The sequence below is a fragment of the Lysinibacillus sp. FSL M8-0134 genome (genome assembly GCF_038069745.1).
Taxonomy (GTDB): Bacteria; Bacillota; Bacilli; order Bacillales_A; family Planococcaceae; genus Lysinibacillus; species Lysinibacillus irui.
Window position 1 is genome coordinate 221,513 of record NZ_JBBPAJ010000002.1, and the last position, 14,106, is coordinate 235,618.

Annotated in this window: 16 protein-coding genes and 1 other annotated feature; of the genes, 5 read left to right on the top strand and 11 right to left on the bottom strand. The window is 38.2% G+C overall.

Going from position 1 to position 14,106, the window contains the following annotated elements:
• Nucleotides 1-19: 19 nt before the first annotated feature.
• The 4 genes from metG to rsgA form a co-directional block, all read right to left on the bottom strand.
• Entirely contained in the window at nt 20-1,654 is a 1,635-nt protein-coding gene (gene metG, locus MKY49_RS20910) for a methionine--tRNA ligase (RefSeq protein ID WP_341387027.1), read from the bottom strand.
• A gap of 56 nt (nt 1,655-1,710) precedes the next feature.
• Nucleotides 1,711-1,973 (bottom strand) — a binding site (T-box leader).
• A gap of 101 nt (nt 1,974-2,074) precedes the next feature.
• The gene (locus MKY49_RS20915; protein WP_341387028.1) at nt 2,075-2,722 is read right to left on the bottom strand and encodes an HAD hydrolase-like protein; all 648 of its coding nucleotides are present in this window, start codon (nt 2,720-2,722) and stop codon (nt 2,075-2,077) included.
• Nucleotides 2,723-2,737: 15 nt separating this feature from the next.
• The gene (gene fosM, locus MKY49_RS20920; protein WP_312507008.1) at nt 2,738-3,163 is read right to left on the bottom strand and encodes a FosM family fosfomycin resistance protein; all 426 of its coding nucleotides are present in this window, start codon (nt 3,161-3,163) and stop codon (nt 2,738-2,740) included.
• Between the two features lie 17 nt (nt 3,164-3,180).
• Nucleotides 3,181-4,251 carry a ribosome small subunit-dependent GTPase A gene (gene rsgA, locus MKY49_RS20925; RefSeq protein WP_341387029.1) on the bottom strand — a complete coding sequence of 357 codons (1,071 nt, stop codon included), beginning with the start codon at nt 4,249-4,251 and terminating at the stop codon, nt 3,181-3,183.
• Between the two features lie 407 nt (nt 4,252-4,658).
• On the opposite strand from rsgA, the gene MKY49_RS20930 reads away from it, so the two are divergent.
• A complete protein-coding gene (locus MKY49_RS20930; RefSeq protein WP_312507010.1) occupies nt 4,659-5,741 on the top strand; it encodes a type III polyketide synthase in 1,083 nt (360 codons plus the stop codon).
• 1 nt (nt 5,742) lies between these two features.
• Nucleotides 5,743-6,285, top strand: a complete 543-nt coding sequence (locus MKY49_RS20935; protein WP_274794798.1) for an isoprenylcysteine carboxyl methyltransferase family protein — start codon at nt 5,743-5,745, stop codon at nt 6,283-6,285.
• A 19-nt stretch (nt 6,286-6,304) separates the two neighbouring features.
• On the opposite strand, the gene MKY49_RS20940 is transcribed toward MKY49_RS20935, so the two are convergent.
• Nucleotides 6,305-7,498: a GTP-binding protein gene (locus MKY49_RS20940; RefSeq protein WP_322605285.1), complete on the bottom strand. Its 1,194-nt coding sequence runs from the start codon at nt 7,496-7,498 to the stop codon at nt 6,305-6,307.
• Nucleotides 7,499-7,667: 169 nt separating this feature from the next.
• Between MKY49_RS20940 and rpmG the strand changes: the two genes are divergently transcribed.
• Nucleotides 7,668-7,817, top strand: coding sequence for a 50S ribosomal protein L33 (gene rpmG / locus MKY49_RS20945; RefSeq protein ID WP_274794800.1), 150 nt, complete (start codon nt 7,668-7,670; stop codon nt 7,815-7,817).
• Nucleotides 7,818-8,263: 446 nt separating this feature from the next.
• Here the strand turns inward: rpmG and MKY49_RS20950 are convergent, their stop codons facing one another.
• From MKY49_RS20950 to MKY49_RS20965, 4 genes are all read right to left on the bottom strand, one after another.
• Entirely contained in the window at nt 8,264-8,989 is a 726-nt protein-coding gene (locus MKY49_RS20950) for a hypothetical protein (protein ID WP_322610571.1), read from the bottom strand.
• Nucleotides 8,990-9,000: 11 nt separating this feature from the next.
• On the bottom strand, nt 9,001-9,282 hold the full coding sequence (locus tag MKY49_RS20955; protein WP_322610570.1) for a hypothetical protein: 282 nt from the start codon (nt 9,280-9,282) through the stop codon (nt 9,001-9,003).
• Nucleotides 9,272-9,847 carry a hypothetical protein gene (locus MKY49_RS20960; RefSeq protein WP_322610569.1) on the bottom strand — a complete coding sequence of 192 codons (576 nt, stop codon included), beginning with the start codon at nt 9,845-9,847 and terminating at the stop codon, nt 9,272-9,274. The genes MKY49_RS20955 and MKY49_RS20960 overlap by 11 nt, the downstream gene beginning before the upstream one ends.
• 142 nt (nt 9,848-9,989) lie before the next feature.
• Nucleotides 9,990-10,628 (bottom strand): hypothetical protein, encoded by a 639-nt coding sequence (locus tag MKY49_RS20965; protein WP_322610568.1) that lies wholly within the window; start codon nt 10,626-10,628, stop codon nt 9,990-9,992.
• A gap of 236 nt (nt 10,629-10,864) precedes the next feature.
• Here MKY49_RS20965 and MKY49_RS20970 point away from each other — a divergent pair, with 236 nt between their 5' ends.
• A complete protein-coding gene (locus tag MKY49_RS20970; RefSeq protein WP_322610567.1) occupies nt 10,865-12,127 on the top strand; it encodes a hypothetical protein in 1,263 nt (420 codons plus the stop codon).
• A gap of 169 nt (nt 12,128-12,296) precedes the next feature.
• Nucleotides 12,297-12,914, top strand: coding sequence for an exosporium glycoprotein BclB-related protein (locus tag MKY49_RS20975; RefSeq protein ID WP_322610566.1), 618 nt, complete (start codon nt 12,297-12,299; stop codon nt 12,912-12,914).
• 98 nt (nt 12,915-13,012) lie between these two features.
• On the opposite strand, the gene MKY49_RS20980 is transcribed toward MKY49_RS20975, so the two are convergent.
• Nucleotides 13,013-13,525, bottom strand: coding sequence for a YfiT family bacillithiol transferase (locus MKY49_RS20980; protein WP_274794807.1), 513 nt, complete (start codon nt 13,523-13,525; stop codon nt 13,013-13,015).
• Between the two features lie 81 nt (nt 13,526-13,606).
• Nucleotides 13,607-14,086, bottom strand: a complete 480-nt coding sequence (locus MKY49_RS20985) for a hypothetical protein (protein ID WP_341387030.1) — start codon at nt 14,084-14,086, stop codon at nt 13,607-13,609.
• Between the last annotated feature and the right edge of the window lie 20 nt (nt 14,087-14,106).

Below are 14,106 nucleotides of genomic sequence, written 5' to 3' on the forward strand. Positions count from 1 at the left end.
GTCATACTGCTTTTTGATGCTAGAGACTGTCCCTCACTAATTTTTGATACTCCTCATCAATTCGCTCTACATCTAGACGTTCAAACAATGGCGTCACATCTTGAATGATTGCAGGCAGTTCCACTTGTTCATGCCACATCATATCATTGATGCCTAACATGTTTCTTATTTTCTCAGCTGAAAACGGTAGAAACGGATGTAGTAGCTGGCCTAGATTAGCAATAATATAGACGCAGGTTGCTAATGTATGATTGCCAGCCTTCACATTTTCTTTTACCTGTAGCCATGGCTGTTGTTCGTCAAAATAGCGATTAGCCCCTCGAATATACTCAAAAATAGTCTCTAACGCCTGTTTGAAATGACCAGCCTCTATAAGAGTACCAGCTTCATTAAATAGCTGAATCGTTTGTTTACGAATGTCGCTATCCACTTCCGCTTGTGGCACCTGACAAGAGAATGATTTCTCAATAAACTTCAATGTACGGTTCACAAAATTACCATAGGCTCCTAGTAGTTCACCGTTATGGCTATAAATAAATTCGCGCCATGAAAAATCAGTATCACGGTTTTCTGGCGCATTTATTGTTAAAAAGTAACGAATAGAATCTGCATCATAGCGACTTAGAATATAAGGTACCCACACAGCCCAATTTTGACTAGTAGATAATTTGCGTTTTTCTAATGTTAAATATTCATTCGATACGATATGTGTTGGTAAAGCCTTAGCTCCGATTCCCATTAAAATTGCAGGCCAAATAACCGTATGGAAAGGAATATTATCTTTACCATGGACATAATACGAAATGGTTTCTTCATTCCATAAGTCTTCTATTGCTATTTGATGCTCTTTTGCCCATTCTAGACTGGCTGTTAAATACCCTGCAACTGCTTCAATCCAAACATATATCTTTTTCCCCTCAAAGCCAGGCACTGGAACATCTATACCATTTGGTAAATCTCTTGTTACCGCTCGGTCAGGGACTCCCTCTGCCAAATAGCGCTCCGTCAATCCTATAGCATTATCCCGCCAACGCTTTTCTGCCTTTGCTTCCGCTAAATAAGACTCGAGCCTTCCTTGAAATTGACTAAAGGTAAAATAAAAATGTTCTGTCTCTCTAATCACTGGCTCATTCCCACAAATTTTGCAGCGCTTATCAATTAAATCTAGCGGATCTAAAATTTCTGAGCAGTTATCACACTGGTCACCTCTTGCCTTCGCACCACAATTCGGGCATATCCCTTCGACAAAACGATCCGGTAAAAATTGCTTATCTGTCTCACAGTAAGCCTGTTCAATTTTTTTCTTGTATAAGAAATTGTTAGCAAGCAGCTGTAAAAATAAAGCCTTAACCGATTCATGATGATGCTCTGCGTCCGTTCTTGTGTATAAATCATAAGTAAATCCTAAGTCATTGAAACATCTTGTAAATTCATCATGATAATGATTGGCAATAGCCTCTGTTGTAGTATTTTCTTGTGCTGCACGAATTGAAATAGGCGTGCCATTACAATCACTGCCCGATACATATAACACCTGCTCGCCTTTTTGTCGGTAATATCTAGCCAAAATATCACCTGGTAATAATGCGGCAACATGACCTAAATGCAAAGAGCCATTTGCATACGGCCAAGCTCCTCCAATAACAATTGTCATTCTAAATTGCTCCCCTCACATAAAAAATGGTAAAAAAAATCGCCCTAATCAAATCTGATTAGGACGAGTATACCCGTGTTACCACCTATATTTACAAATAGCTCACACTATTTGCCTCTATCAGTACGTCTCATTCAATAAATAAAAGATACTGCCGCTGTTGTAACGAGTGCCCATCTCGTCGTAATCTACTTGCTAAAAAGCTTTCGGTACGAAGCTCAAAGGTCATTTTCAAAAGGGGTCATTTACCTCATTTCCACCAACAGAGGCTCTCTACAAAATGCTAGTCCAATTTACTTTTCCTTTTCAATGCTTTTCTTATAGGATTGGCACTATTTTACTCTTTCTTGTGCGAGATTGCAATGATTGTCGTTATAGCAGCCCTTCACCAAAAGTTGAGGGAGGAATGTTTGTAGGTAATTAATCTAGCGTTATGTTTAATAATGCTGTTAAATCCTCTATGACAATATCGGCCTTCGCTAATTCGTTATCTTGCGCAAAGTCAAAACGAACGCCTATCGACAGTAGCTGATTGTCATGTGCAGCCTGAATATCAGAAGATCGATCTCCTACTACTGCTCCGTCCTGTACTCCATTTTCAATTATTACCTTTTTGACCAATTCGGATTTATGACCACTTGCAATAGATTGAATGCTATATATTCCCTTTATAAAGCGTCCTAATTGATATGTTTCAACAATTGCCTGTAAATAGTCAACCTGCCCATTACTCGCTATGTATAACGGATAATTCTCTGACAATGCTGCAAGGGCTTGTTCAGCATGTGGATACAATGCCCCTTTACGATTACGTATTTGCTCAATCAACTTTACATGAAATAAGACATTACTCTCTTCACGTATTTCTACCGAATGCATAGGACATAATGTTTCCCAGACAACAGGTAATGGTACACCCATAATTTCTCGGTACTTTTCTATCGGCGTTTCTCCCTGCCATAAGCCCTTTGAACGTAGTACATCAAATGTTGCATCAAGTGCAGGCTCTAAAATGAGATTGGTTTGAAATAATGTACCGTCCATATCAAAAATAAACGCTTTATTCATTGAATCACTCCTTGATTAATGATCAAAAAACTCCATATGCAGCTTTTCCTTCTTATAATAACTCAAACGGTCTTGCAAAGTTCCCGTATGAAATTCAAATTTATGGCCATCAGGGTCCGTAAAGTAAATCGATTTTTTATCCTTTTCGTCTCTTTCTCTACCTGCTAAAATATTAACCTTTAATTGCACTAATCTATCATACATTTGATCAAAGTCATCCTCAGAGATCGTAAAGGCAATATGTGTGTAGGAATGCTGGATATCATTGCGCGGTATATCCTTTTCTACATTAAGGGCAAGCCACAGCCCATTTACATCAAAATAGGCTGTAGTCTTCCCCTTTACTAATAGCTTAGCATCGAAAACATTTTCATAAAAAGCGATGGATTCCTCTAAATTAGAAACCGAAAATAGTAAATGATTGATATGTTGAACTGTCATAGAAGTGCTCCTAATGATTATTTATTTCTTTTTTTCAATCCCTTTGTAATTTGCTTCCACTTACGCTGTTCCTCAAGCTTTGCCTGGGCATTTGTTTTACGTTCGATATAAGCCAATTCTCGTTGTAGCTTAAAGTAGCTCTGCAGACGATATTGGTCCAAATCACCATCTATAATAGCTTGCTGTACTGCACAATAAGGCTCTGTTTGATGGGTGCAATCACGATAGCGGCAAGCTGTTGCTAGTTCTTCAATATCTTGAAAGCTCGACGCCAAGCTATCACCTTGATCCCATAATTGAAGTTCTCGCATTCCTGGCGTATCAATCAAACAGCCTCCAGTAGGTAACATTACTAACTCTCGATGTGTCGTTGTATGACGTCCTTTAGCATCATCCTCACGAATACCCGCTACCTTCATCAGCATTTCTCCACATAATGCATTCGTTAATGTTGATTTACCTGCCCCTGAAGAGCCCAGTAACGCCCCCGTCACTCCTTCTTGAAATAATGCCTGAATCTCCATTAATCCTTCACCAGATAAAGCACTCGTTACAAAAATATCTACGCCAAATGCCACGGTCTCCACTTCTTGAACTAGGCTTGCAACATCCTCACATAAATCCGCTTTTGTCAGTACAATAACAGGCTTTGCACCTGAATCCCATGCGGCCACTAAATAGCGTTCCATACGTCGAATATTAAAATCCGCATTCAAGCTCATAACAAGTAATACAATATCGACATTCGATGCGACAATCTGCTCTTGAATTTCTTGACCTGCCACTTTACGTGAAAAGACAGACTTGCGCTGGAATAATTGATGAATGATCGCTCGTTCCTCACCTGGCATTTTCTCTACTAGTACCCAATCACCAACCGCAGGATAGTCCTCACGAGCTAAAGACGTATAGGCATAATGACCAGCAATTGTCGCTAGCCATTCTCCCTCTTCGGCCAACACACGATAAGAATGTTTATGTTCTAAGGTAACCCTTGCAGGCACACAGTTTTTCAGTTTTAGCTGTTTTTTCATTTCTATCATTTGCTCTTCAAAATAAGTTGTAAAACCTAATGTTGTTAATTTCAATTTATTTTCCTCCTAAACGTACATATCATGATGCCTTTTAGCGTAATTGCAATTGACACTTACACCATAGGCTATATCGCGGTTCAGCAATTTGGGACCACGATAAAAAAACCTTGTATCTGCAATTCGGCAGTTACAAGGTTTCACAGGCACGTTTAAAAGGTACACAAATACTCCGAGCTATAGCACGGTGTCATGTTGTATAGTTTAGGCGTGTGAAATTGAACAAACCGAATTGCAGTTCACTAAAAACAGATCTATTCATCATGTCACATCACCTACTTTCCATTTTGTTGTTATTAATATAGCTAAATTTTCAGAAATTGTCAATTCCAATTTTATAAGCATTTATTCCAATCCTCAACGCATAGAATGAACAAGACCACTAACTGCGAGGAGATGTTGGATTGCCTAAAATCATTTCTATTAGCACACATCAACCGCCCTACACATTACAGCAAGCAAATGCAGAGGAACTAACGAAAGAGCTTTTCTATGCAAAAATCCCAAAACTAGAGCGATATTTAAAGGTTTTTGAAAATGGTGGTATCGACACACGACATTTTTGTGTACCACCAGAATGGCATCGTACGAATCACTCTTTTGAGGAACGTAACGAATTATATATTGAATTAGCTACACAATATAGCGTGAACGTCATCCAAGCGTGTTTAGAAAATAACGCCTTTTTATTTTCCCCAATTTCTCCCGAAGAAATTGATGCCATTATTTTTGTTAGTAGTACGGGCATTTCAACACCTAGCATTGATGCGCGTGTTATGAACAAGCTTACCTTTTCAGATCGACTTAAACGTATTCCACTTTGGGGGCTTGGCTGCGCAGGTGGAGCAGCTGGAATTAGTAGAGCTTATGATTTTTGTAAAGCACATCCCCATGCGAAGGTGCTTGTTGTTTGTGTTGAGTTATGTAGCCTCACTTTTCAGCCAAATGATTATTCTAAAAGTAATTTAATCGGTGCATCACTTTTTGCAGATGGTGCCGCTTGTATTCTCATTTGCGGAGATGAAATAGCAATAGACACAAAAGTTCCGTCCCCTACTATTCTAGCTACAGGCTCTAAATGGATGCCAGATTCAGAAAGTGTCATGGGATGGGATGTTAAAAATAATGGGCTCCATGTCATCTTTCAAAAAAGTATTCCTGCCATTATCACCAATTGGCTAGGACCTTTCATTGAACAATTTTTAATGGAACAAGGAATGTACAGCGAACAACTTACTCATTTCATTGCTCATCCTGGAGGAAAAAAAGTATTACAAGCATATGAGGACACACTTTATCTTTCTTCCCAAAAAACCGACATTTCTCGGGAAATATTACGCCACCATGGCAACATGTCATCACCAACAGTGTTATATGTATTAGAGCAATTTATGCTACATGAAGGACAAGTGGAGGATACAGGTTTACTCGTCGCTCTTGGCCCTGGTTTTTGTGCAGAAGCTGTATTATTAAACTGGAGGGAGTAACATGATCTTCTATCTAATTTTAACTCTTGTCATTCTACAAAGACTGACAGAAGTAGTCATTGCCAAGCGCAATGAGAAGTGGATGCTTTCACAAGGAGCTTATGAAGAAGGTGCTTCTCACTACCCGTATATGGTTACTATGCATATTAGTTTTTTCTTGTTTTTAATTGTGGAAGTCGTTACAAATAACAATGGTCTCTCGCCCTTATTTCCATTATTTTTTATATTATTTATAGCTGTTCAGGCATTACGGATCTGGTGTATTCGCTCCTTAGGGACTTTTTGGAATACAAAAATCCTCATATTACCTGATGCTCAAGTTGTTCGTAAAGGTCCATATGAATATATGCGTCACCCAAATTATGCTGTCGTTTGTTTGGAAATTCTCCTTTTACCGATTATGTTTCAAGCTTACTTTACCGCGTTTTGCTTTACATTACTAAACATTACAATGCTCTCTGTACGAATCCCTATAGAAGAAAAGGCATTGCGAGATGCAACAAATTATAATAACGTATTCCAAAAGAAGATTTCGGAGTCTTAACCGAAATCTTCTTTTCTTATTAATGCCATTCCCAGTTAAACGGATCTTGTAGAAGCTCCCATGGGTTACGAAATTCTTCATCTGTTAATAAGCAGCTGTCTAACTGTTTGATAATCTCCTCTTTATCTAGATCAATACCAATCATAACAAGCTGAGTCAATCGATCTCCGAACTCCTCATCCCAATCCTCCAACACTTCTGGACTTTGTTGGAATACATCCTGTTGCTGAGTACTAGACAAAGCTGCTACCCAATATGAAACAGGTTCAATTTTTGCAGATGATCCTGCTTGTGATAGTAATAACGCAACATCCTGGTGTCTTGCACTCCAAATAATCCCCTTTGCTCGTACGATCGAGTCTGGCATTTGATCACACCACTCAACAAAGCGCATAGGATGGAATGGTCTTTTGCGTTTATAAGTAAACGAAGAAATCCCATATTCCTCTGTCTCTGGCGTATGATTCTCATGGCCCAGTTCTAACTCCTTTAACCAACCAGCTGATTCTGATACACGCTCAAAGTCAAAGCGACCTGTATTTAATATGTCAACTGGATCAAGAACACCGTTTGTTGTACGAATCAGTTTTGCTTCGGGCTGCAGCGCACGCAAAATACGTTCTAATCGTTCAAGCTCTTCCACAGATACTAAATCACACTTGTTTACCACAAGGACATCACAAAATTCAATTTGATCAATAAGCAGGTCTGCAACATCACGCTCATCTAATTCGCCAACTGCTTCCTTCCGCTCCAACAAGCTTTCCCCTGACTGAAAATCATGCCAAAAGCGATGTGCATCTACAACCGTAACCATCGTATCCAATTGACAAAATTTCGTTAAATCAATTCCTAGCTCCTCGTCTAAGTAACTAAATGTTTGTGCCACGGGTATTGGCTCACTAATCCCTGTTGATTCGATCAATATATAATCAATATTACCAAGTTTAGCGAGACGTTCCACCTCCTGCAATAAATCCTCTCGTAATGTACAACAAATACAGCCATTGGATAGCTCCACAAATTTTTCTTCCGTTCGTGAAATACCGCTACCATTCGCAATAAGCCCAGCATCAATATTAATTTCACTCATATCATTGACGATAACAGCAACACGTAAATCTTTCTTATTCTGCAATACATGGTTCATCATCGTCGTTTTACCGGATCCTAAATACCCACTTAATACAGTAACAGGAATTCTCTTTGTCATGTTTACAACTCCCTAAATCGTAATTATTACTATTTACAATTTGTAATTTAAACATACAATATTGAAAAATGCAAAGCTTTTTATTACCTTCAAAAATAAACTTGACAATATTTAATCTTAAATACAATAATTAAATCGTAATCATTACTATTTAAAAGGAGGCCTATTTATGCGTGTACAAGTAACATTAGCCTGCACCGAAACAGGTGATAAAAACTATATAACAACTAAAAACAAACGTAATAACCCTGAAAGGTTGGAGCTAAAAAAGTACTCTCCTCGCTTAAAACGCAAGACACTACACAGAGAAACGAAGTAATTTGAAGAAAGTAACCGTTAGGGATTAAGGTTATCCTTCTTTTGAGCGGATTCCTTTAGATGGTTGATGCCTTCTTTGAGCGGGTTCATCTTCTTTTTGAGGGGTTATGACCTTTCTTTGAGCGGGTTCACCATCCTTTTGAGCGGTTATGCCCTACCTTTGAGCGGGTTCACCATCCTTTCGAGCGGTTATGCCCTACCTTTGAGCGGGTTCACCATCCTTTCGAGCGGTTATGTCCTACCTTTGAGCGGGTTCACCATCCTTTCGAGCGGTTATTCCCTACCTTTGAGCGGATTCTCCATACTTTCGAGTGGTTATGCCCTACCTTTGAGCGGGTTCACCTACCTTCTGAGCGGTTCGAGAACCGCATTGAGAGGATTCCATTCCAGAATAAAAATGACTGTTTCAAAAGTAAACATTTTGAAACAGTCTGTATAAATTCATAGCTATACCCGCTCTCTATTGATTTCTAATGCCAGCTCATTTAATTTTTGATCTAATTCATCGAGTATACGTAATCTGTAATCTATTTGCTCCTCCATATGAATGGACTTTTTCATTTCCTTATTCATATCATTAGTTTGTTTTTCCATTTCATTTGATAATCTTTCAATCTCTGAATTTTTCCTCTCCAACTCTTTTATCAAGTGTTGATGAAGGCTATCTGTTTCTATTTTGTCTCTATATGATTTTTCCAAGACCTCTATCATTTTTTCCATATGACTACCTGCTGCTGATGTAAAGTCGCTTAATTTTTTTTCAAGCCCTCCGACAATCGCTTTATAGTCAATATCAATTGTAGCTTCATTCGAAACTTTTTGGCTTTCCTTTAATAATTTATTTTCAGCCCGCAATTCAGCGATTTCCTTTAATAAAGACTCTATTGATGCAATTTGTTTTTTTCTTTGGACTTCTCGCTTTTGAATCTCTTCATCATATGCCTGCAGCTCCTTATCAAAGTCTCTCTTCAACTTTAAAAGCTCCATCGAAAGTTCTTTTCTAAGCCTTGTTAATTGTACATTCTCTCGTTCAAGTCGTAGTACCAATGCGTAATAATCACTGTCCCTTAGTCTTTTTACTTCATTTTTATACTTAGCTAACTCTGCCCTTAAAAAAATAATCATTTGTTGGAGCTGTATTGGATCATTGTTTTTCACAATATCATTTTCCATCGTCACACCCCCTATCCCGAATAACTTTTTAACAAATCAACCACCTCTTCAAACTGTGCTTTACTATCCTCTAGTATTTCATCTAATTGCTTCATCAACTTTGCTTCTAGTTCTGGGATATCATTTTGTCCAGTATTTTTCTTTTCACCTGAGACCAAATAGGCCATTAATTGATGTAATGTACTTTTTTCAAGAAACGCAAAGCTATTATCTTGTTCATTACGCCGATTGAGTTGCTCCTTTAAAAGTTGTTGAGTTACACTACTGTACTCTTGCTTTTGATCATCCTTCATTGTCATCCTCCTGTGCTTGACCGATACCATTAAGGTTAATAGGATTTAAAACAACAACACCATCTGTTAGCTGATCGCAATATGTAAAGCCCATAATAGTGCCAGAATACGATAAATTATGGGACCATTTTATTTGAAAATTAGTAAATGAAATGGTTTCATTGGGCTCAATTGTTGTCTTCCCTACTGGTCTCAGCCAATACTCTTCTTTGCTTAACTTATCATTAAATCGTTCCCAATTAATTTGCCCTTGTGTCTTCAAATTTGGTGTGAAATTTTCATGAACATATCTCCCAGAAAAATAAAATGGAGAATCCTTAGGTACTGTTATGCACAAATAGGGGTTTGTAATGGCTGTACTACCGATGTTGCGAATATGATAGGAGCCTAAACATAAACTCTCTTGCTCAGGATTATAGGAAATATTGAATGAGGTTGTAAAATAACTAATGAGGCTAAACCTGTTTGGAATTGTCAACTCCCCAACCAACTGCTTAATTTCATGAACATAGGCGTTTGTTTGTTCTTTTAGTGCCAGTATCTTGTCTTCTATACGTTTTGTCACTTCGTACCTCCTTGTTGTTATTTACTTACAAAGCATCTCTTCAACTCTTAGAGAACCATATGACTCGCTAACACGACAAAATAAAAAAAAGAGAGGATAACCCTCTCTTCATGATATGACTTTCTTCTATTTGTTAGCACCATTAACCCATAGGTGGGAAAATAACAGGGCATTGTTGTGGACGAACCGCAGTTGGACATGAGAATGGTAAGTCTGCTCTTGGTTCGCAGAAAGTTGCTAAGAATTCCACAGTAACTGGGAATGTAGATTGAATACTTTGACAAACAGCAACAGTAATTGTCAACGCAGAGAACGTAATTGCACCTGCAGCAGCTGTAAGTGTTCCAGTTGTACATACGAAGCAATCTAAATCTGTGTATAAGATTTCTACGTCTGTCCCTTTTGGTGCACATAATGTCACTTGTTCACAGCGAGAAACCGGAATATCAGCGCTTGTGAAAACAGCGCCTGTTGGTAAAGTAACGACAATCGTTAGAACAAAGTTCTTTTGAATATTTAAATGTTGCAAACAAACAGTTGATCCATCAATGGAGAATTGACGATTCTCACGGTTCAGGATCACAATTGGATTAGTAGCTGCTGGAATTACTCTACAAGTAACAATAGCACCAGTTAGATCAGTCGCTGCAGTTACGCCTGGGAATGTAATTGGCCCTGTAGGTGAAATATCGAATGACATTTCTTTTACAATCCAGTCATATACCTTGTCAACATTTATACAAATTAGTTCTTGCGCCTGGGATGGCATATGCTCTTGCATCCTTTTGACACCTCCATAAAATTTTTATCTTTCGTTTGTAGCATATGTTTTTCAGCTATAAGTGTATGGGCTAACAAATAGTTACATTGGATATTTATCAAAATCGACTAAGATCATTTTTACATACAGTTTTCTCTTTAATGGTACGAACAAAAATGTTGGAAGGACCGGTATATTTGTAACAGAAAGTCAGTATTTTTAATAAACTAATAATGGATTGAAAGGGGTGAACTACAATGGAAGAGTCAAAATTGTATACCACTCAAGAAATTGAAAATTTAAAGCAAAAAATCGATGCCTATAGAGAATCGTTAACTACATTAAAAAAGGGGACGTCAATTGAAGATTTTCTTTATATGAAGCAAGAGTTTGATGGGCTAAAAATGCAGATGGCTCATTTAGAAGGGATTACAGAAACATTAGATACTAAACAAAATTCGTATATAAAAGGCTATGATGAACAAATAAAGCTTCTATCACTACAGCTTGAGTCTCTGAATCATACGATTGAAGGAATGAATCAAGAGATTTTAGCGGTTTTAAACAAATTAGTAACTGCTGATACAACAACTATTCCTCCCTCCATTGAAATGCCTTCTCACACTTCGGCTGCTCTATTACCAAGACAACCTAGAATGACACAGACAGCAGATCAAACTACGATTACAACAGCACAACCATCTTATAGACTACTACAGAATTTTGCTGGTAAAGCTAAAAAGCACCAACTAAATGTAAATAATGGCGGTCCCTCTCCTCACCATGATATACAGGCAACTAAACCTGAAGAGCGGCATTTTAATCAGCAATATTTTCAATCAATCAATACGCACCCGAGCCAAATATATAATGGTTTATACAGAAACACGACAGTTGAATCCACCTTCCATTTTAAAAATGCCACGGATGCAAAGGAAGTTCCAGTAAGTGTTTATGATCCATTGCAGCAAACTTCTAGTGAAGAAAATATCGAGAATGAACATTTAGAATCTTCTATTGTTCTTGAAGCGGAAAGCACTAAAACGGAAACGTTAGATGCTCCTATCGAGGTTGTGAAAACAGAAAGTGAACATAACCGTCTTGAGATGCCAGAAGTATCTAATGAGTCGTTAGAACAAGCTATATTGGAGCTACCTAGCGAGGATATCAACCAAGTCATTTCAAAAAATGTAGAAATGCCTGTAAACACACATCACTCCCCTTCATTGGAAACAGAAGAATATGTTGAAGTATATCAAGCTGGAACAACGTTTGAGATTCATCCATCCCTCGAAGAAGCGAATAGGCAACCTGAACCTGTAATTAAGCCGATTGAGGAAGAAAATAAGCAACCCGAACCTGTAATTAGGCCGATTGAGGAAGAAAATAAGCAACCCGAACCTGTAAATGAACTGATCGAGGAAGAAAGTAAGCAGTCTGACCTTGTAAATAAGCCGATCGAAGAAGAAAATAAGAAGGGAAAGAACTCATTTTTCAATTTCTTTAAAAGATGGAGTTAAATTTATCGTTCTATAAAACATCCACTACGTATGAAAATACATGGTGGATGTCTTTATGTTTCAAATAAAAGCTGACTTTCAGAAATCATTGAATTTATAGGTGAAGTAGATATTTGCCCTTACCCTCCTTTCCCATATGAATAGAATAATGAAGAAAGGGGGTGTAACAATGTGTTTAAATAATTCAATGTGTGGTTGCTCTGGTAATTGTCATGGTAATGGTGACTGTACTGCGCTTGGGCCATTTATCGGTATTGATGCGGCATGTATTACTCCACCAGTAGCTACAGGTGCGATTATCCCATTTTCTTCAGGGATAGTTCCTGTTGTTTTAGTATCGCTCGCTACTGGTTTGGTAGATACTGTAAGTCTTGTAGGATTCGGTACATCTGTTCCTGGTGTCTCTCTTGCTGGTGTTAATATTGATTTAACAGCTGCTGGTACTACAGAAGCGTTTACAGTTCCACGCCCAGGTACTATTACATCTATTTCTGCTACACTCGCGACAGTTGGTGCTTTAACTTTAACTGGAACAGCAACAGTCAGAGCACAAATTTACCGTGCAGTTCAAGGAAGTAATGTTTTCAGTCCAACTGCAGCGTTTGTTGATTTGCTACCAACTTTACCAGCTTTAGCAATAGCACCAGGTACAATTGTAAGCGGTAATGCAAACGTATCCGTGCCAGTAAGTACTGGTGATCGTTTACTAATGGTGTTCTCCGTTACTACATCAGGGGTTGTAGCTACTGTTACTGGTAACGCAAGTGCAGGAATCAATATTGTATAAGTGAATGTAAATAATTATTATTATAATCAGCATCCTTAAAAAGTGAAAAATCGTGAAATATTGTATAATAGGCGATTTGCAAAAAAATCGCCTATTTTTTATGCCCCCAAAGCAAACTGAATATGTGCCAAATGATGCTTACCATGCCAAGCATATAAACCGATTGCTTGCTCCAGTGTTGTCAGTCCTGAATCAGGATGATTGAATGCTCGTTGTAATTGCTCATCTTTTAAGTTACTTAGCAAGTAAACCCAACGTTCATGTAAATTTTCTATTAAATTATAAGAAGTTGCTACTGGCATTGCAGAATCTGGTAGCTGTGCCCATTCCGCTTCATTGTATGGTTTAATGGTTGGGACGTCCTCTGTTAGGGCTAGCTTAAAACGGATATAGCTATTCATGTGGCTGTCGGCAATATGATGGACTAGCTGTTTAACTGTCCAACCATTTTCTCGGTAGGTTTTTGCCAATGCTTGCTCACTTGCTCCACTCAAGGCCTCTGCAAGCTGCATCGGTAATAAACGAATGTCGTCAATCCATTCTTTTACCTGCTGTGAAGTAACCTCTTTTGGTAATTGAAACTGTCCAATAGGATATTGTAGATCTGTCATATTGTTCTCCTCCGTATCAATTGTGTTTTCTGTGCTATTCAAATGGTAGTATTATAACTTACAAGAAAGGGTACTTGCCAATTATTGACGAATATCATATATCAACGTATCAAAGTATTTCCCATTCGTATACAGCAAGAGAGCCCATTCACCAGGCTTAGGGATTTTTACACTAGAGGGTGCATGAGCATCTGCTCCATTTACTGGCCCACCAAGCACAATGCTCCATCCATCTACTAAAATTGGCTGGATGGCCTTTGATTCTTTATGATAACCTACAACCGTTAACTCTGTACTACCACTGTCATCCATTCCCCATAGATGCCACATCCACTTTTGTGTACTTAAGCTTGGCATATCAGCACCAATGACTCCCGATTTATTAGCATTACCAATGATGCCCCTATCGCCGAACTCAACTGCTTTACGACTCCAATCAATCGAGGAAAAATCACTTTCCTGTACAAAATCAGGTATACCCTCTGGCATTGTTATGTTCTCTTTATCTGCACAGCCTACTACGAGTAACAATAGAACACCTAACAGTACAAACCTTTTCACAACATCCCCCATTTCTTATA